We start from the raw sequence: 17,714 nt of genomic DNA on the forward strand, positions 1-17,714 counted from the left end.
CTTTTTAGTGCCTGAAATTCGGCGTTATGGCGCCACGGCGGTGAAGTCCGGCGCCGGGCAGTCGTAGCCGAATTTCGCCGCCCACGGATAACGGGGGCCGGTGTTGATATAGCGCTGATAAAGCGCACGGCCGGTTTTGGCATCACGCTTGATAACCCAGCTGGCAGCGTTACACAACACGGCGGCATAGGCCTGGCTCTTCGGCGGCAGCAGATCGGCCGCCTGTTGCGCCAGCCCCACCGCCTGCCAGCGATAGTGCAGGAAACGGTTGTCTTCCTCCGGTAGCGCCGCCTTGGCGCGCGCCGCTTCTGCGCTGTCGATCCAGCTTTTATGCTTCAGCTCGCGAGTATCGAACGCATCCCCCAGATAGGAATAGCCGGCGCCATAGATGGCGTAATCCGGCGTCATCTCATACCCGGTAAACTCCAGCCCCTGGGCGCGCAGCAGGTTGGCGGCGCGATAGTAAGCCTGCGCGCGCGTCAGCGGCGCGGCGGATTTGTCCTTGGCGGCCTTCAGTTCGTCGGCGAACTGCTGCGCCGCTTGCCGGTAGTTGGGGATATCGAAATAGGCCAGCGCTTCCGGCGCTCGTCCGACGCGCATCAGCCGCCGCGCCAGCAGTTCGCGCAGCTGCACTTCCGGCGTGATCTGCTGGCCGCCGTAGTCGTCCGGATTAACCGGCTTGAGCGGCGTCGTCGGCGCCGGGGCGTGCTTATCGACAAAGCCTTTCAACTCATCGACGGTCAGCACCCGCTCCGCCACGTCGGCCACGTCGGCCCAGTAGAGCGCTTTGCCGCGATACAGCAGGTCCATCGCCTGCAGATAGTCGCCGCGGTTCAGCGCCAGGATGGCCTGTTCGCCGGCCACCCGGCACTCGGGCACGATGGTTTCTGCGACGAAGTCGGCGTTGCGTTGTTCACCCCAGCTTTCGTCGGCGGGGAACGCGCTTGCCGCCTTGGCGTAGGCGGCAGTGGCGGCTTTCACGTCGCCGTCGCGCAGCGCCATTTTCGCGCGCAGCCACCACGCCAGGCCGCTGTCGCCGGCGTTTTTCAGCAGGCTCGCCGCCATCGGGTACTGCCCCGAACGGTAAGCCAACGCCGCCAGCCGATCGCTGCCGGCGAAGCCGCTTTTCACTGAGCCGTCCAGCAGCGTCAGGATCTGGCTGATGATCTGGGCGGAGCGGCCGTTGCCGTCGGTATCTGCCATTTGCAGGTTGCCGCTGCGCGCGAACAGCTCAATGGTCACCAACTGCTGGATCAACGGATCGCCGATAATCTGTTTCAGCGTGTCCAAATGGTCGGGGTTGACCAGGAGGCTGGAGACGTACTGCAGCGACTGCCCGCCGCTCGGATCGCCCTGCGCCGCCTGTTGCGCATAGAGGTGGGCGGCGGGGGCGACGTCACCCAGCCACAGGTGGATGCGCGCCTGCTGCCCAAGGCTGCTCAGCGCCAACTGATCGGGATCGGCAGCGCCGCTTTTCACCCGGTCGATCACCTGCTGGAATGCCGTCAGCGCCTGTTCAAGTTCGGCTTTAGGCGGATGCTCGGCGGCGGGAACCGCTTCACCGGATTCATTCACCGGTGTACCGTGGTCAGCCATCAGGACGCGGCCAAGCGAATACTGCGCCCGCAGTCCCCAGTCGCTCTGCTCGGCGGCCGGTAGCTTCAGCACCTGCTGGAAATAGTCTGTGGCGCGCGGATCGTGGCTGGCGAAAGCGACGGCGCCCAGTTGATAGAGACGCGCGGCGTTGGACAACCCCTGCGCATTGACGGCGTCAGCCTCTTCCACCGTTTTGGCTGCGCGCATTTTACCGATCGCGATCGTTTCCGGCGATTGCGGCATCGGTTTCGGCGGCATCGGCGGCGGCGGGGCTTGCCAGTGCGGCAACTGTTTATCCATCGGCACCAGCCGGCCGGCTTCGAAGGCGAAATTGCCCTCCGGCATATACAGCAGGGTGCCGTTGCGGTCGATCAGCAGCCGGTTAGGAAAATCCGGGCCGCAGGCATAGCCGTTCAGCGGCAGCGCCAGCGCGGCGCCGATCAGCATGGCCAGCGGAAGAAGGCGGCGGGTGTTCCGTGCCGCGCGCGAATCAAGGTGTGACAAGGGTGCCTCCTGGCGTCAGTTGTTGGCAGCGCAGCCAACCCAACGGCCGGGATTGCCCGGCGCGCAGTTGGTCGCTGCTGATGCGAATAAAGCGTTGCTGTTGCGGTGCGGATTCCAGCCGGTAGTGGCCGACCGCGTCCGCCGCCAGGCAGTCGTCGGCGCGGATGACCACCTCTTGCGGCAGCGGGGCGTCCACCGGCCCGTTGTTGTGAATTATCAGATCATACAGCCCGTTTTGCTGTGGCTGAGGCCTAAATTTTACCTGCCAGTCGACGTTCAGCGGCCGGCGCTCGATCACCGCTCGCAGCGTGGCGAGCGACCAGGCGCGCCGATCGTCCGCCAGCGGCAATCGGAACCAGAGAATGCCGCGTAGCCGGGGCGGCGTTTGCTGCGCCAGCGTTTGCAGAAAATCGGCGATCTGCTGCGGCGCGACCGTCAGCTCGCGCCCGTTGCCCGCCATGCGCAGCGAGGATTCGCTCTCCACCTGCGCGCCTTGCGCATCAAAACCCAACAACGCCATGCCGTAGGCCGGCAGCGCGACGCGAAACGGCTTCGGTGTGACGGCAGCGTACTGCCGCACCCAGCGCAGCGCCAGCGGGCCGTCAAACAGCCCCTGCTGTGGCGAGAGCACCGCGTGCACCTGCAGGACGGAACTGTCGGCCTGTTGCAGTACGCCGGGCAGGTTGGGTGAGCCGATCCAGGCCGGCAGGGCGGTGATGCCGAGTTGCAAAGCGGCGGGCAGCCGTTGGCGCAGCCGCTGCAGAAAGCGTTGGTAGTCCGGCAGGCGGGCGGTGGCGGCATCATGATCGATCTCGATGCCGGTGACGGGCAGCCCGGCCGCCTGCCAGCGCTGGGTGAGCGCCAGCAGGCGCTGGATAATGGCCTCTTGATCCAGCTGCGGCAGTTGGCCGTCGAGGCGGGCTACCAGCCAGAGTGGGCGGCCGTCCTGCTTCAGCAGGCTGAGATCGGCCGGGATTTCCCGCCAGCCTTCACGCGGATGCACCTGCAACGCCAGCACCCGCAGCTTGGCGAACAGATCGCGGCTGCTCGCCAGCGCATCGGCGTGCTGCGGCGTCCAAACTCGCTGCCAGACATAAACCTGCTGATCCCAGCCTGAGGCCAGGCGCTGCGCCTGCTGGCGCCCGGCGAACCAGGCCGCCAACCCCAGCGCAATCAAGACCAGCGCCGCCAGCCGGCGCTTCATTTTTGCCAGAGATCGCCCTGCGGCGCGAAGCCGCAGGCGCGCATGAAGTTATCGACTTCCCCACGTTCACGCGGCGCCAGGCCGGCGGTCGACAGCTGCCAGTGGGCGACCTGCGGCAGCTGACGCTGTGCATCCTGCACCAGATAAAGACCGACGCCGCGGCGGCGCGTCACTTCGCGTACCAGCAGATCCTGTAGTTCGGCGCGGTCGTCCTGCAGCGCAATTTTCACCGCACCCAGCAGACGCTCGTTGAAGCGGGCGGCAAACAGCGCCTTGTCGTCGCTCAGCCAACCTTGCCACTGTTCCGGCTGCTGGTGCGGCCAAATTTTACCGAGGTCGATAAGGTCTTGCGGGGACAGCGCGGTTAGGCGCTCGATGGTCAGTTTCATGCAGAATTTCCGCGCAGCTAAATGATGTCGACAGTGTAATAGATCTTGTGCAGAGCGTTGTGTAAGTTTTTCTGTACGATTACTGTGCAATATGTTTTTTGCACGGGGCATTTTCCGAGTAAATAGTTAGTAAACGGATTGTTAACCAGCACAACGCACTACGCCTAAAGGTAAAGAGCGCAGATTTAATTCGAATTTTATCCTGTTTACACCGCTTGTTTCTGCCAGATGAAGTTGATTTGCAGAAGAAAATTCCTGTTTAATGGCATGAAAAATAAAGTCTTATTAGAAAATAATGCCGACAAAACGCCTAAATCATTATTACTTATAACAAAAGCGGTCAATAACGATCGGGCGCAGGCAAACACAACAGGTACGTTCACAACGACAGATGGGGATTTGCGGATGAAATTAACAACAGGTAAGGCACTGCTGGCGGGTTGTATTGCGATGGCCATGAGCCAGGCGGCCATGGCGAAAGACATCAAGGTGGCGATCGTCGGGGCAATGTCCGGCCCGGTCGCGCAGTATGGCGACATGGAGTTTACCGGCGCGCGCCAGGCGATTGCCGACATTAACGCCAAGGGCGGCATCAAGGGCGACAAGCTGGTCGGCGTGGAATACGACGACGCCTGCGACCCGAAACAGGCAGTTGCGGTCGCCAACAAGGTGATCAACGACGGTATTCGCTACGTGATCGGCCACCTGTGCTCCTCATCCACCCAGCCGGCGTCCGATATCTATGAAGACGAAGGCGTGATCATGATTACCCCGGCGGCCACCAACGCGGATCTGACTACCCGTGGCTACAAGATGATCCTCCGCACCACCGGCCTGGATTCGGATCAGGGCCCGACCGCCGCCAAATACATCCTCAGCGACATCAAGCCGAAGCGCATCGCCGTGGTGCACGACAAGCAGCAATACGGCGAAGGCCTGGCGCGCTCGGTGCGCGACAGCCTGAAAAAACAGGGCACCGAAGTGGCGATGTTCGAAGGCATCACCGCCGGCGACAAAGACTTCTCCACCTTGGTGGCGCGCCTGAAGAAAGAAAATATCGACTTCGTGTACTTCGGCGGTTACTACCCGGAAATGGGGCAGATCCTGCGTCAGGCCAAGCAGGCCGGGTTGACCACTCGCTTCATGGGGCCGGAAGGCGTGGGCAACTCCTCGCTGTCCAACATCGCCGGCGCCGCCTCGGAAGGCATGCTGGTGACGCTGCCGAAACGCTACGATCAGGTGCCTGCCAACCAGCCGATCGTCGATGCGCTGAAAGCCAAGAAGCTGGATCCGACCGGCCCGTTCGTCTGGACCACCTATGCTGCGCTGCAGTCGCTGACCACCGGCATGGAGCGCAGCGGCAGCCAGGAGCCGGCGGACATCGTCAAGGATCTGAAAACCGGCAAGCCGGTGGAGACCGTGATGGGGCCGCTGACCTGGGATGACAAGGGCGATCTGAAAGGCTTCGAGTTCGGCGTGTTCGAATGGCATGCCAACGGCACGTCCACACCGATCAAATAAGCCATAATGATTAGGGTGGGGCGCGGCTTGTTGCGCCCGGCGGGCCGGCTTGCCGGCCCCGTCTCCCTTTACCCGCCGGTTCTGCGCCGGCGGGTTTCGCAGCCAAGGGTTCAGAGTATGTCAGAGCAACTCCTCTATTTTCTGCAGCAGATGTTCAACGGTTTAACGTTGGGCAGCACCTATGCATTGATCGCCATCGGTTACACCATGGTTTACGGCATCATCGGCATGATCAACTTCGCCCACGGCGAGGTGTACATGATCGGCAGCTATGTCTCCTTTATCGTTATCGCCGCCCTGATGATGCTCGGCATCGACGTCGGTTGGCTGCTGATCGGCGCCGCGTTCCTGGTCTCGATCGTTATCGCCAGTGCCTACGGCTGGAGCATCGAACGGGTGGCCTACAAGCCGGTGCGCAACTCCAAGCGCCTGATTGCGCTGATCTCGGCCATCGGCATGTCGATATTCCTGCAAAACTACGTCAGCCTGACGCAGGGCTCACGCGATCTGGCGCTGCCTAGCCTAGTGACCGGCCAGTGGGTGCTGGGAGAAAGCAACGGCTTCGCCGCCACCATCAGCACCATGCAGCTGACCATCTGGCTCGTGACCTTCCTGGCGATGCTGGCGCTGACGCTGTTTATCCGCTATTCACGCATGGGCCGCGCCTGCCGCGCCTGTGCGGAAGATCTGAAGATGGCCAGCCTGCTGGGCATCAACACCGACCGGGTGATCTCGCTGACCTTCGTTATCGGTGCGGTGATGGCGGCGGTGGCCGGGGTGTTGCTCGGCCAGTTCTACGGCGTCATCAACCCTTACATCGGGTTTATGGCCGGTATGAAAGCCTTCACCGCCGCGGTTCTGGGCGGCATCGGCAGCATTCCCGGTGCGATGATTGGCGGCCTGGTACTGGGCGTGGCGGAAGCGCTGACCTCTGCCTACCTGAGCACCGAATACAAAGACGTGGTGTCGTTCGCGCTGCTGATCGTGGTGCTGCTGATCATGCCGACCGGCATCCTCGGGCGTCCGGAGGTTGAGAAAGTATGAAACTCAATCTGCTCAATGCGCTGATCGCCACGGCGGTGCTGTTCGTGATGGCGTCGTTCCTGATGGGCATGCAGCTCAGCCTGGACGGCACCAAGCTGGTGGTGCACGGCGCGGCGGAAGTGCGCTGGATGTGGATCGGCATCGGCTGCGTCATCGTCTTTTTCTTCCAGCTGTTGCGCCCGCTGCTGCAGCAGGGATTGAAAAAAGTCTCCGGCCCGGCGTTCGTGCTGCCGAGCTTCGACGGCACCACGCCGCGGCAAAAGCTGCTGGCGGCTTTGCTCATCGTCGCGGCGGTCGCCTGGCCGTTCCTGGTCTCGCGCGGCACGGTGGATATCGCCACCCTGACGCTGATCTACGTGATGCTGGGCCTCGGCCTCAACGTGGTGGTGGGCTTGTCCGGTCTGCTGGTGCTCGGCTACGGCGGTTTCTACGCCATCGGCGCCTACACCTATGCGCTGCTGAATCACTATTACGGCCTCGGCTTTTGGGAGAGCCTGCCGCTGGCGGGTATCGTCACCGCCGCTTTCGGCTTCCTGCTCGGTTTCCCGGTGCTGCGGCTGCGCGGCGACTATCTGGCGATCGTGACGCTCGGCTTCGGCGAAATCGTGCGCATCCTGCTGCTGAACAATACCGAGATCACCGGCGGGCCGAACGGCATCAGCCAGATCCCGAAACCGACCTTCTTCGGCCTGGAGTTCAACCGCAGCCTGCGCGACGGCGGCTGGGATACCTTCCATAACTTCTTCGGCCTGAAATACGATCCGAGCGATCGCATCGTATTCCTGTACCTGGTGGCGCTGCTGCTGGTGGTGCTGACGCTGTTCGTCATCAACCGCCTGCTGCGCATGCCGCTCGGGCGCGCCTGGGAAGCGCTGCGCGAAGACGAGATCGCCTGCCGCTCGTTGGGCCTCAGCCCGACGCGCATCAAGCTGACCGCCTTTACCATCAGCGCCGCTTTCGCCGGGTTTGCCGGCACGCTGTTTGCCGCGCGCCAGGGGTTCGTCAGCCCGGAATCCTTCACCTTCGTCGAGTCGGCCTTCGTGTTGGCGATCGTCGTACTGGGGGGTATGGGCTCGCAGTTCGCGGTCATTCTGGCGGCAATCCTGCTGGTGGTGTCGCGCGAGCTGATGCGCGATCTGAATGAGTACAGCATGTTGCTGCTGGGTGCGCTGATGGTGCTGATGATGATTTGGCGGCCGCAGGGGCTGTTGCCGATGAAACGGCCGCAGCTGAAGCTGCAGGCGGCGGACATTCACGCGGGCAAGGGGGAGCAGGCATGAGCGTTCAACCTTTACTGCAGGTAGAGGGCCTGTCGATGCGTTTCGGCGGGCTACTGGCGGTCAACAATGTGGCGCTGACGCTGAACGAAGGCGAAATCGTGTCGCTGATCGGCCCCAACGGCGCCGGTAAGACCACGGTGTTCAACTGCCTGACCGGTTTTTACCGCCCGACTGGCGGCACCATCAAATTGCGCGATCGCCACCTGGAAGGGTTGGCGGGGCAGGCCATCGCCCGCATGGGCGTGGTGCGTACCTTCCAGCATGTGCGGCTGTTCCGTGAAATGACGGTGATTGAGAACCTGCTGGTGGCGCAGCATCAGCACCTGAAAAGCGGCGTGTTCGCCGGGCTGCTGAAAACCCCGGCCTTCCGCCGCGCCGAAGCCGAGGCGCTGGCGCGTGCGGCGGAGTGGCTGGAGCGCGTCGGCCTGCTGGAGATGGCCAACCGTTCGGCGGGCAACCTGGCCTACGGGCAGCAGCGGCGGCTGGAGATCGCCCGCTGCATGGTGACCCGGCCGGAGCTGCTGATGCTGGACGAACCGGCCGCCGGCCTCAACCCGAAAGAGACCGACGAGCTGGATCACCTGATCGTAGAGCTGCGCGATCGGCATAAGGTCTCGGTGTTGCTGATCGAGCACGACATGAAGCTGGTGATGGGCATTTCCGACCGCATTTACGTGGTGAACCAGGGCACGCCGCTGGCGCAGGGCACACCGGCGGAGATCCGCAACAACCCGGACGTGATCCGGGCTTATTTGGGCGAAGAATAATATGTTGTCATTCAATCAGGTATCCGCCCATTACGGCAAAATTCAGGCGCTGCATCAGGTCAGTCTCACGATAAGTCAGGGCGAAATTGTGACGTTAATCGGCGCCAACGGCGCCGGTAAAACCACGTTGCTCGGCACCCTGTGCGGCGAACCGCGCGCCAGCGAAGGCAGCATCGTCTTTCAGGACCAGGACATCACCCAGTGGCAAACCTCGCGCATCATGCGCGAAGCGGTGGCGATCGTGCCGGAAGGGCGGCGCGTCTTCTCGCGCATGACGGTGGAAGAAAACCTGGCGATGGGCGGCTTCTTCGCCGATCGCCAGCAGTATCAACAGCGCATTGAACGGGTGTTCACGCTGTTCCCGCGCCTGCTGGAGCGCCGAAGCCAGCGTGCCGGCACCATGTCCGGCGGCGAACAGCAGATGTTGGCCATCGGCCGCGCGCTGATGAGTCAGCCGAAGCTGCTGCTGCTCGACGAGCCCTCGCTGGGGCTGGCGCCGATCATTATCCAGCAGATTTTCGACATCATTCAGCAACTGCGGGAAGAGGGCATGACCATCTTCCTGGTGGAGCAAAACGCCAATCAGGCGCTGAAATTGGCGGACCGCGGTTATGTGCTGGAAAACGGCCGCGTGGTGTTGGAAGATACGGGGGCTGCATTGTTAGCCAACGAAGCAGTGAGGTCGGCGTATCTGGGCGGTTAATCCGCCCCCCTACGAATTAAAATAATCAGGTACGAGAAGAAGAAATGAAGACAGAAGGGTTACTCGCGCAGCGCATCGTTAACGTAAAAAGTTCGGCCATCCGTGAATTGCTTAAGCACAGCAAGATGGAACACGTCATTTCGCTGGCGGGCGGCATCCCCTCTGATGCGCTGTTCGATTTCGAAGGATTGAGCATCGCCACCCAGCAGGCGATCACCGAACAGCCGAAAAGCGCGTTCCAGTATGGCCTGACCGAAGGCAGCCCGCTGCTGCGTGAGCGTATTTGCGCGCTGTGCGCCGAGCGCGGCGTCACCGCTGGCGCGGAAGAGGTAATGGTCACCGCCGGCTCTCAGCAGGCTCTGGATTTGGTGATGCGCGCCATCGTCAATCCCGGCGATGTGTTCGTGGTGGAGCGCCCGACCTACCTGGCGGCGCTGCAAACGCTGGAGCTGGCGGAGGCCAACATCATGTCGGTCTCGTCCGACAGCGACGGCATGGTGGTGGAAGAGCTGGCCGAGCTGCTGAAAACCCAGCGCATCAAGGGCGTGTACGTGGTGCCGAACTTCGGCAACCCCAGCGGCATCACCCTCAGCGCCGCGCGCCGTGAACTGCTGGTGAAGCTGGCTGCTGAACATAACTTCCTGATCATCGAAGACGATCCGTACGGCGAATTGCGTTTCACCGAAGAGCGCCACCCGACGCTGCATCAGGTGTCACAGCAGGTGCTGGGCAACACTGACCACATCATCTATACCTCGACCTTCTCCAAGATCCTGGCGCCGGGCCTGCGCTTGGGCTGGGCGATCCTGCCGCCGTTCCTGCTGCACAAAGTGGCGATCATCAAACAGGCGGCGGATCTGCACGCCAGCGCGTTGTCGCAGAGCATCGTCGAATGCTATCTCGGCCTGGATCGCCTGCCGGCGCAGATCGACAAGATCCGCGCCGCTTACAAGCAAAAGGGCGAGATCCTGGCCGGTTTGGTGGAGCAGGAGCTGGGCGACTACATCACCTTCGATAAGCCGAAGGGCGGCATGTTCCTGTGGGCGCGCTTCCGCCAGCCGTTCAACGCCACCGAATGGCTGAACACGACCTTGCAGCAGGGTGTGGTGTTCGTGCCGGGGGAATACTTCTTCTCCGACAACCCGGATCGTTCAACCTTCCGCCTGTCGTTCGCCACCGCCACCGAGCAGCAGATGCAAGAAGCGGTGGCGCGCCTGCGCCGTTCGCTGTAATCCTCGCGGCGGCGGAGCCCATGCCCGCCGCCGACATCAAACCGCCATCTTCACTTCACCTTGCCGTCATGTGGCTGTCATATAACGGTTATTTTTCTGTCATCCGCGCATGGCATGTTAGCTTCCGAACAAAAAACTGATTCTTTTCGCTCACGCGCTTTTACACCAGCTTTTTCAGGAGTTAGGCATGCTCACCTACGCTATTCGCAAAACCACGCTGTGCGTCGCGTTGACCCTGGCGGTCAGCATTCAGGCGCTGGCGGCGACAGAAATCCCGTTCTGGCATTCAATGGAAGGTGAACTGGGTAAGGAAGTGGATTCCCTGGCGGATCGCTTCAATCAGTCGCACAGCGACGTCAAGATTGTGCCGGTTTATAAAGGCAACTACGAACAGAGCCTGGCGGCGGGCATCGCTGCTTACCGCTCCGGCAAGGCGCCGGCGATCCTGCAGGTTTACGAGGTGGGCACCGCCACCATGATGGCCAGCAAAGCCATCAAACCGGTCTATGAAGTGTTTAAAGAGGCCGGCATCAACTTCGACGAGTCGGTGTTCGTGCCGACGGTGGCCGGCTATTACACCGACAACAAGAGCGGACATCTGCTGTCGCAGCCGTTCAACAGCTCCACGCCGGTGCTGTACTACAACAAAGATGCCTTCAAAAAGGCCGGCCTAAACCCGGACCAGCCGCCGAAAACCTGGCAGGAGCTGGCGGCGGATACCGCCAAGCTGCGTGAGGCCGGCATGAAGTGCGGCTACGCCAGCGGCTGGCAGGGTTGGATCCAGCTGGAGAACTTCAGCGCTTGGCACGGCGTGCCGTTCGCCAGTGAAAACAACGGTTTCGGCGGCACCAACGCCAAGCTGGAGTTCAACCAACCGCTGCAGGTCAAGCACATCGCGCTGCTGGAGGCGATGAACAAGAAGGGCGACTTTACCTACTTTGGCCGCAAAGACGAATCCACCGAGAAGTTCTATAACGGCGACTGCGCCATCACCACCGCCTCTTCCGGTTCGCTGGCGGACATCAAGCACTACGCCAAATTCAACTACGGCGTCGGCATGATGCCGTACGACGCCGACGCGAAAAATGCGCCGCAGAACGCCATCATCGGCGGGGCCAGCCTGTGGGTGATGAACGGCAAAGATGCCGCCACCTACAAGGGCGTGGCCGAGTTCCTGCAGTACCTGGCGCAGCCGGAAATTGCCGCCGAATGGCACCAGAAGACCGGCTATCTGCCGATCACCACCGCGGCTTACGATCTGACCAAGCAGCAGGGCTTCTACGACAAGAACCCGGGTGCCGACGTCGCCACTCGCCAGATGCTGAACAAGCCGCCGTTGGCGTTCACCAAGGGCCTGCGCCTGGGCAACATGCCGCAGATCCGCAGCGTGGTGGATGAGGAGCTGGAAGGCGTGTGGACCGGCAAGAAAACGCCACAGCAGGCGTTGGACGCCGCCGTACAGCGCGGTGACGTGCTGCTGCGCCGCTTCGAAGCATCGACCAAGTAACCCTGCGTCGCGAGCCCGACAGACCGGGCTCGCATCTTCACGCCGATCCTTCCTTACCCGATCAATGGTTTAACTGCTATGTCATCTTCCCGTCCCGGTTTCGGCTGCAGCTGGTTGCCCTATGCGTTGGTGCTGCCGCAGCTGCTGATTACCGCCGTCTTCTTTTTATGGCCCGCCGGCGAAGCGCTGTGGTATTCGGTGCAGAGCCTCGATCCGTTCGGCCTCTCCAGCCAGTTTGTCGGGCTGGATAACTTTAAACAGCTGTTCCAGGATCCTTACTACCTCGACTCGTTCTACACCACGCTGATCTTCAGCTTCCTGGTGGCGGGCATCGGGCTGGCGGTTTCGCTGTTCTTCGCCGCGCTGGTGGACTACGTGCTGCGCGGCAGCCGCCTCTATCGCACGCTGATGATCCTGCCCTACGCGGTGGCGCCGGCGGTGGCGGCGGTATTGTGGATCTTTCTGTTCAACCCCGGCCTGGGGTTGATCACCCATTTCCTCAACGGGCTGGGCTATAACTGGAACCATGCGCAAAACAGCGGCCAGGCGATGTTCCTGGTGGTGCTGGCCTCGGTATGGCAGCAGATAAGCTATAACTTCCTGTTTTTCCTCGCGGCGCTGCAGTCTATCCCGCGTTCGCTGGTGGAAGCGGCAGCCATCGACGGCGCCGGCCCGGTGCGGCGCTTCTTCCATCTGGTGCTGCCGCTGATCGCGCCGGTGAGCTTCTTCCTGCTGGTGGTCAATCTGGTGTACGCCTTCTTCGATACCTTCCCGGTGATCGACGCCGCCACCGGCGGCGGGCCGGTGCAGTCCACCACCACGTTGATCTACAAGATCTACCGCGAAGGCTTCGCCGGGCTGGACCTCTCCAGCTCCGCCGCACAGTCGGTGATCCTGATGCTGTTGGTGATCGGCCTGACGGTGATCCAGTTCCGCTTCGTTGAACGTAAGGTGCGCTATCAATGATTGAGAATCGACGCGGGCTGGACATCTTCAGCCATGTGATGCTGGTTATCGGCGTGCTGGTGGTGCTGTTCCCGCTGTACGTGGCCTTTGTCGCCGCCACGCTGGATGACAAACAGGTGTTTCAGGTGCCGATGACGCTGGTGCCCGGCGGCCACCTGTGGGAGAACATTCGCAATATCTGGCAGGGCGGCGTGGGCAACCTCAAGGTGCCGTTCTCGCTGCTGCTGCTCAACAGCGTGATCATGGCGTTGGCGATCACCTGCGGCAAAATCGCGGTGTCGGTACTGTCGGCTTACGCCATCGTGTATTTCCGTTTCCCGCTGCGCAGCCTGTTTTTCTGGCTGATTTTCCTCACCCTGATGTTGCCGGTGGAAGTGCGCATTTTCCCGACGGTGGAGGTGATCTCCAACCTCAACCTGCTGGACAGCTATACCGGCCTGACGCTGCCGCTGATGGCCTCGGCCACCGCTACCTTCCTGCTGCGCCAGTTCTTCATGACGCTGCCGGATGAGCTGCTGGAGGCGGCGCGCATCGACGGCGCCGGGCCGATGCGTTTCTTCTGGGACATCGTGCTGCCGCTGTCGAAAACCAATCTGGCGGCGCTGTTTGTCATCACCTTTATCTACGGTTGGAACCAATATCTGTGGCCGATCCTGATCACCAGCGACGCTTCGATGGGCACCGCGGTGGCGGGCATCAAGAGCATGATCTCCACTTCCGGCGCGCCGACCCAGTGGAACCAGGTGATGGCGGCGATGATTCTAACTTTATTGCCACCGCTGGCGGTGGTGCTTCTGATGCAGCGCTGGTTTGTGCGCGGTCTGGTTGATAGCGAGAAATAACGACGATGGCAGGATTAAAACTACAGGCGGTCACCAAGTCTTACGACGGTAAAACGCCGGTGATCAAACAGATTGACCTCGACGTGGCGGACGGTGAATTTATTGTGATGGTCGGCCCGTCCGGCTGCGGCAAATCTACGCTGCTGCGTATGGTGGCCGGGCTGGAGCGCACTACCAGCGGCGATATCTATATCGATACCCGGCGCGTGACCGATCTGGAGCCCAAGGATCGCGGCATCGCGATGGTGTTCCAGAACTACGCGCTCTATCCGCACATGAGCGTGTACGACAACATGGCTTACGGCCTCAAGATCCGCGGTTTAGGCAAGGAGCATATCCGCCAGCGGGTGGAGGAAGCGGCGCGCATCCTGGAGCTGGAGCCGCTGCTCAAGCGCAAACCGCGCGAACTTTCCGGCGGCCAGCGCCAGCGGGTGGCGATGGGGCGCGCCATCGTGCGCGAACCGGCGGTATTCCTGTTCGATGAGCCGCTGTCCAACCTGGACGCCAAGCTGCGGGTGCAGATGCGCCTGGAGCTGCAACAGCTGCACCGCCGTCTGAAAACCACCAGCCTGTACGTGACTCACGACCAGGTGGAGGCGATGACGCTGGCGCAGCGGGTGATCGTGATGAATAAGGGCGTGGCAGAGCAGATCGGCACCCCGAGTGAAGTGTACCAACGGCCGGCTTCGCTGTTCGTCGCCGGCTTTATCGGCTCGCCGGCGATGAACCTGCTGCCCGGCACCCTGAGCGCCGACGGCGGCCAGCTGCTGTTGGCGGACGGCATGACGCTGCCGTTGCCGGCGGCCAAGCCGCAGTGGGCGGGGCGGCCGTTGACGCTGGGTATTCGGCCGGAGCATATTCAATTGGTGGCGCAAGGCCAGGGCGTGCCGCTGCAGCTGCAGACGCTGGAACTGCTGGGAGCCGACAATCTGGCGCACGGCCAGTGGGGCGGTCACGGGGTGATCGCGCGGCTGTCGCATGAAACCTTGCCGACGGCGGGCAGTACGCTATATTTGCAGCTGCCTGCTCAGGCGCTGCACTTCTTTGACACCCATAGCGGATTACGGATGGATTGATGACAAGACCCTGGCCTTACCCTCATATCGTTGCCCACCGCGGCGGCGGTTCTCTGGCGCCGGAAAATACCCTGGCGGCGATCGACGTCGGCGCGCGCCACGGCCACAAGATGATCGAGTTCGACGCCAAGCTGGCGCAGGACGGGCAAATTTTCCTGCTGCACGACGACACGCTGGATCGCACCAGCAACGGTTGGGGCGTGGCGGGCGAGCTGCCGTGGGACAAACTGGTGCAGCTGGACGCCGGCAACTGGTACAGCTCGGCCTTCAAGGGCGAGCGGTTGCCGCTGCTGTCGGAGGTGGCGGAACGCTGCCGGGAACACGGCCTGATGGCCAATATCGAGATCAAACCGACCACCGGCAGCGACGATGAAACCGGCCGGGTGGTGGCGCTGGCGGCGCGGTTGCTGTGGCAAGGGCAGACCGATCCGCTGCTTTCTTCCTTCTCGGTAGAAGCGCTGGCGGCGGCGCAGCGCACCGTGCCGGATTTGCCGCGCGGCTTGCTGCTGGAGGCCTGGGACGACAACTGGCGCGAGCTGACCGAACGCTTGGACTGCGTCTCGCTGCATATCGACCACAAAGCGCTGACCGCCGAGCGGGTGAAAGCGTTGAAAGACGCCGGGCTGCGTATTTTGGTGTATACCGTCAACCAACCGGATCGCGCGCGCCTGCTGCTCGACTGGGGCGTTGACTGCATTTGCACCGACCGGATAGATTTGATTGGCCCGGCTTTTTAATCCGGCGCCGATGAATCCCGCGACGACAAGCCTTGCCGCCGCACCACCGGAAGGAATGCGATGCCTGGCTTTATCCTGTCACTGTGGCACCAGATCGTGCTGTCTTTACCGCTGTTCGTCCTGATCGCATTGGGTTATGGGCTGATTCGCTGGGGGAAATGGCCCTCCAGCATCACCGATGGCCTGACGCGCTTCGTGTTTTCCCTCGCCTTGCCCGCCATGCTGTTTCGCATGATGTGCGACTTCTCGCAGCGCCCGGCGGTCGACGCCCGGCTGCTGATCGCGTTCTTTGGCAGCTGCCTGATCGTATTTGTGCTTGGCCGCCTGGTCGCCCGGCACCTCTTCCGGTTGGATGGCGTCGCCGGATCGGTGTTTGCGTTAGGCGGTATTTTCTCCAATAACGTGATGCTCGGTTTACCTATCGCCAGCGTAATGCTGGGGCAGGCGGCGATCCCGTCGGTGGCGCTGGTGCTGGTGTTCAACGGCCTGATCCTGTGGACGCTGGTGACGGTGTCGATCGAATGGGCGCGCAACGGCTCGCCGACGTTGAGCGGTTTCGCTAAAACCGCGCGCAGCGTGCTGACCAACCCGCTGATCGTCGGCATTTTGTCCGGCACGCTGTTTAGCCTGACCGGCTTGCCGCTGCCGGACTTCGTCGATCGACCGGTCAGCATGCTCGGCCAGGTGGCGGCGCCGCTGTCGCTGGTGGTGCTTGGCATGGGGCTTGCCGAGTACCGCATCAGCGAAGGCTGGCAGCTGAGCAGCGCCATCTGCGTGCTGAAGTTGCTGGTGCAGCCGCTAGTGATTTGGCTGCTGGCCTGGATGATGGATCTGCCGCCGATGGAAACCCGCGTTGTTGTGCTACTTGGATCGATGGCGGTGGGGGTGAACGTCTACCTGATGTCGCGCCAGTTCAATACGCTCACCGGCCCGGCCGCCACCAGCCTGGTGATGTCCACCGTGCTGGCGGCGATCACCACGCCGCTGATCCTCACCGTTATGGGCGTGCGGGCGTAGCCGGCATCGGCGCCTGCGGCACCGCCGGTGCGGTGCGATTGAACGGATCGCGCGGCTGGTTGCCGTTAGGCAGCAACTGCCCGCCGTTCGGCGTGGTTTGCATCAGCTGTTGCCGCTGATTGTCGAACTGTCGCTGCTGCTGCAGGCGGCGTTGATCCATCTGCCGGTTGTTCAACAAGCGCTGTTGCTGCGCTTGCTGGTTGTTTTGGTTGAGTAACTGCTGCTGTGAGCGCAGGTCGGTTACGCCGTTGGCCGCCGCCGCCAACCCAGGCAGCAACAGCAGAGCGAACAGAATGTGAGACGTTTTCATGATGGTTACCTCGCCTTTTTATTAAGCCTAACCCAGCGGTGAAATTTTGCCGGTAGTTTGTCTTTTGTTCAGATGTAAACTGCCTTTCATCCCCTTAGGCGTCCATCTTCCGTTACAATCGCCCTTTCGGTCTTTTTAGGGTGAACCCATCGTGCTGCTTTTGGTTATAACCACCATTCTGTGGGCATTTTCTTTCAGCCTGATTGGCGAGTACCTGGCGGGCCACGTCGACAGCGGATTCTCGGCGCTGGTGCGCATCGGGCTGGCGGCGCTGGTGTTTCTGCCGTTTCTGCGTTGGCGCAACATCAAACTCAAGGTGATCCTGCTGTATATGCTGGTGGGGGCCTTCCAACTGGGCATCATGTACCTGTTCAGCTTCCGCGCCTATCTCTACCTGACGGTACCCGAATTCCTGCTGTTCACCGTGTTGACGCCGTTGTATATCACGTTGATCTACGACTTGCTGAGCGGCCGACGCCTGCGTTGGGGCTACGTCTTCAGCGCGCTGCTGGCGGTGCTGGGCGCGGCGATCATTCGCTATCACCAACTGAGTGAACACTTCTGGTGGGGGCTGCTGTTGGTGCAGGCGGCGAATATCAGCTTCGCCATCGGCATGGTCGGCTATAAGCGCCTGATGGAAGTGCACCCCTTGCCGCAGCACACCGCCTTTTCCTGGTTCTACCTGGGGGCGGCGGTGGTGGCGGTGGTGGCCTGGTTCCTGTGGGGTAACCCGCAGCAGCTGCCAACCACCAACCTGCAGTGGGGCGTGCTGATCTGGCTGGGCGTGGTGGCGTCGGGACTGGGTTACTTCATGTGGAACTATGGCGCGACGCAGGTCGATGCCGGCACGCTCGGCATCATGAACAACATGCATGTGCCGGCCGGGCTGCTGGTCAACCTGGCCATCTGGCAGCAGCAGCCGCACTGGCCGAGCTTTATCATCGGCGGGGCGGTGATCGTCGCTTCACTGTGGGTGCATCGACGCTGGGTGGCGCCGAAGCAGCTCGGCTAAACGGGGG

The 17,714-nt window shown here is 62.0% G+C and carries 17 protein-coding genes; 13 read left to right on the forward strand and 4 right to left on the reverse strand.

Annotation, left to right across the window (positions count from 1 at the left end; genetic code table 11):
• Positions 1 to 24: 24 nt before the first annotated feature.
• From WA302_RS22810 to panM, 3 genes are read right to left on the reverse strand one after another with little or no spacing between them, the layout of a single operon-like run.
• Entirely contained in the window at positions 25 to 2,043 is a 2,019-nt protein-coding gene (locus WA302_RS22810) for a hypothetical protein (protein WP_443018049.1), read from the reverse strand.
• A 43-nt stretch (positions 2,044 to 2,086) separates the two neighbouring features.
• Complete coding sequence (locus WA302_RS22815; RefSeq protein WP_311271490.1) at positions 2,087 to 3,304, reverse strand: DUF3142 domain-containing protein; 1,218 nt, start codon at positions 3,302 to 3,304, stop codon at positions 2,087 to 2,089.
• A complete protein-coding gene (panM, locus tag WA302_RS22820; protein ID WP_148123043.1) occupies positions 3,301 to 3,693 on the reverse strand; it encodes an aspartate 1-decarboxylase autocleavage activator PanM in 393 nt (130 codons plus the stop codon). The genes WA302_RS22815 and panM overlap by 4 nt, the downstream gene beginning before the upstream one ends.
• 405 nt (positions 3,694 to 4,098) lie before the next feature.
• Between panM and WA302_RS22825 the strand changes: the two genes are divergently transcribed.
• The 12 genes from WA302_RS22825 (at position 4,099) to WA302_RS22880 (ending at position 16,385) form a co-directional block, all read left to right on the forward strand.
• Positions 4,099 to 5,214, forward strand: a complete 1,116-nt coding sequence (locus tag WA302_RS22825; protein ID WP_025304902.1) for a branched-chain amino acid ABC transporter substrate-binding protein — start codon at positions 4,099 to 4,101, stop codon at positions 5,212 to 5,214.
• A 117-nt stretch (positions 5,215 to 5,331) separates the two neighbouring features.
• Entirely contained in the window at positions 5,332 to 6,258 is a 927-nt protein-coding gene (gene livH / locus WA302_RS22830) for a high-affinity branched-chain amino acid ABC transporter permease LivH (protein ID WP_015376290.1), read from the forward strand.
• Entirely contained in the window at positions 6,255 to 7,538 is a 1,284-nt protein-coding gene (locus WA302_RS22835) for a high-affinity branched-chain amino acid ABC transporter permease LivM (RefSeq protein ID WP_025304903.1), read from the forward strand. The genes livH and WA302_RS22835 overlap by 4 nt, the downstream gene beginning before the upstream one ends.
• On the forward strand, positions 7,535 to 8,305 hold the full coding sequence (gene livG, locus WA302_RS22840; RefSeq protein ID WP_025304904.1) for a high-affinity branched-chain amino acid ABC transporter ATP-binding protein LivG: 771 nt from the start codon (positions 7,535 to 7,537) through the stop codon (positions 8,303 to 8,305). Before WA302_RS22835 ends, livG begins: the two co-directional genes overlap by 4 nt.
• 1 nt (position 8,306) lies before the next feature.
• Positions 8,307 to 9,008, forward strand: coding sequence for a high-affinity branched-chain amino acid ABC transporter ATP-binding protein LivF (gene livF, locus WA302_RS22845; protein WP_025304905.1), 702 nt, complete (start codon positions 8,307 to 8,309; stop codon positions 9,006 to 9,008).
• 44 nt (positions 9,009 to 9,052) lie between these two features.
• On the forward strand, positions 9,053 to 10,240 hold the full coding sequence (locus WA302_RS22850; RefSeq protein WP_025304906.1) for an aminotransferase-like domain-containing protein: 1,188 nt from the start codon (positions 9,053 to 9,055) through the stop codon (positions 10,238 to 10,240).
• Positions 10,241 to 10,427: 187 nt separating this feature from the next.
• On the forward strand, positions 10,428 to 11,747 hold the full coding sequence (ugpB, locus tag WA302_RS22855; RefSeq protein WP_336064757.1) for a sn-glycerol-3-phosphate ABC transporter substrate-binding protein UgpB: 1,320 nt from the start codon (positions 10,428 to 10,430) through the stop codon (positions 11,745 to 11,747).
• 78 nt (positions 11,748 to 11,825) lie between these two features.
• Positions 11,826 to 12,713: a sn-glycerol-3-phosphate ABC transporter permease UgpA gene (gene ugpA / locus WA302_RS22860; protein ID WP_015376293.1), complete on the forward strand. Its 888-nt coding sequence runs from the start codon at positions 11,826 to 11,828 to the stop codon at positions 12,711 to 12,713.
• Positions 12,710 to 13,555, forward strand: coding sequence for a sn-glycerol-3-phosphate ABC transporter permease UgpE (gene ugpE / locus WA302_RS22865; RefSeq protein WP_025304908.1), 846 nt, complete (start codon positions 12,710 to 12,712; stop codon positions 13,553 to 13,555). The genes ugpA and ugpE overlap by 4 nt, the downstream gene beginning before the upstream one ends.
• A 5-nt stretch (positions 13,556 to 13,560) precedes the next feature.
• On the forward strand, positions 13,561 to 14,631 hold the full coding sequence (locus tag WA302_RS22870) for a sn-glycerol-3-phosphate import ATP-binding protein UgpC (RefSeq protein ID WP_197837311.1): 1,071 nt from the start codon (positions 13,561 to 13,563) through the stop codon (positions 14,629 to 14,631).
• Positions 14,631 to 15,368, forward strand: coding sequence for a glycerophosphodiester phosphodiesterase (gene ugpQ / locus WA302_RS22875; protein WP_025304910.1), 738 nt, complete (start codon positions 14,631 to 14,633; stop codon positions 15,366 to 15,368). The genes WA302_RS22870 and ugpQ overlap by 1 nt, the downstream gene beginning before the upstream one ends.
• A 60-nt stretch (positions 15,369 to 15,428) precedes the next feature.
• Positions 15,429 to 16,385, forward strand: a complete 957-nt coding sequence (locus WA302_RS22880; protein ID WP_025304911.1) for an AEC family transporter — start codon at positions 15,429 to 15,431, stop codon at positions 16,383 to 16,385.
• On the opposite strand, the gene WA302_RS22885 is transcribed toward WA302_RS22880, so the two are convergent.
• Positions 16,366 to 16,695, reverse strand: a complete 330-nt coding sequence (locus WA302_RS22885) for a hypothetical protein (RefSeq protein WP_025304912.1) — start codon at positions 16,693 to 16,695, stop codon at positions 16,366 to 16,368. The genes WA302_RS22880 and WA302_RS22885 overlap by 20 nt on opposite strands.
• A gap of 151 nt (positions 16,696 to 16,846) precedes the next feature.
• Between WA302_RS22885 and WA302_RS22890 the strand changes: the two genes are divergently transcribed.
• On the forward strand, positions 16,847 to 17,707 hold the full coding sequence (locus tag WA302_RS22890; RefSeq protein ID WP_025304913.1) for a carboxylate/amino acid/amine transporter: 861 nt from the start codon (positions 16,847 to 16,849) through the stop codon (positions 17,705 to 17,707).
• Positions 17,708 to 17,714 lie beyond the last annotated feature (7 nt).

The organism is Serratia sp. 201, assembly GCF_037027545.1.
Lineage (GTDB): Bacteria > Pseudomonadota > Gammaproteobacteria > Enterobacterales > Enterobacteriaceae > Serratia > Serratia bockelmannii.

Coding starts and splice junctions, on each gene's coding strand:
- WA302_RS22850 (WP_025304906.1), top strand. CDS start 9,053: ATGAAGACAGAAGGGTTACTCGCGCAGCGCATCGTTAACGTAAAAAGT.
- WA302_RS22835 (WP_025304903.1), top strand. CDS start 6,255: ATGAAACTCAATCTGCTCAATGCGCTGATCGCCACGGCGGTGCTGTTC.
- livG (WP_025304904.1), top strand. CDS start 7,535: ATGAGCGTTCAACCTTTACTGCAGGTAGAGGGCCTGTCGATGCGTTTC.
- ugpB (WP_336064757.1), top strand. CDS start 10,428: ATGCTCACCTACGCTATTCGCAAAACCACGCTGTGCGTCGCGTTGACC.
- WA302_RS22870 (WP_197837311.1), top strand. CDS start 13,561: ATGGCAGGATTAAAACTACAGGCGGTCACCAAGTCTTACGACGGTAAA.
- livF (WP_025304905.1), top strand. CDS start 8,307: ATGTTGTCATTCAATCAGGTATCCGCCCATTACGGCAAAATTCAGGCG.
- panM (WP_148123043.1), bottom strand. CDS start 3,693: ATGAAACTGACCATCGAGCGCCTAACCGCGCTGTCCCCGCAAGACCTT.
- WA302_RS22885 (WP_025304912.1), bottom strand. CDS start 16,695: ATGAAAACGTCTCACATTCTGTTCGCTCTGCTGTTGCTGCCTGGGTTG.
- WA302_RS22825 (WP_025304902.1), top strand. CDS start 4,099: ATGAAATTAACAACAGGTAAGGCACTGCTGGCGGGTTGTATTGCGATG.
- WA302_RS22810 (WP_443018049.1), bottom strand. CDS start 2,043: ATGCTGATCGGCGCCGCGCTGGCGCTGCCGCTGAACGGCTATGCCTGC.
- ugpQ (WP_025304910.1), top strand. CDS start 14,631: ATGACAAGACCCTGGCCTTACCCTCATATCGTTGCCCACCGCGGCGGC.
- livH (WP_015376290.1), top strand. CDS start 5,332: ATGTCAGAGCAACTCCTCTATTTTCTGCAGCAGATGTTCAACGGTTTA.
- ugpA (WP_015376293.1), top strand. CDS start 11,826: ATGTCATCTTCCCGTCCCGGTTTCGGCTGCAGCTGGTTGCCCTATGCG.
- WA302_RS22815 (WP_311271490.1), bottom strand. CDS start 3,304: ATGAAGCGCCGGCTGGCGGCGCTGGTCTTGATTGCGCTGGGGTTGGCG.
- ugpE (WP_025304908.1), top strand. CDS start 12,710: ATGATTGAGAATCGACGCGGGCTGGACATCTTCAGCCATGTGATGCTG.
- WA302_RS22880 (WP_025304911.1), top strand. CDS start 15,429: ATGCCTGGCTTTATCCTGTCACTGTGGCACCAGATCGTGCTGTCTTTA.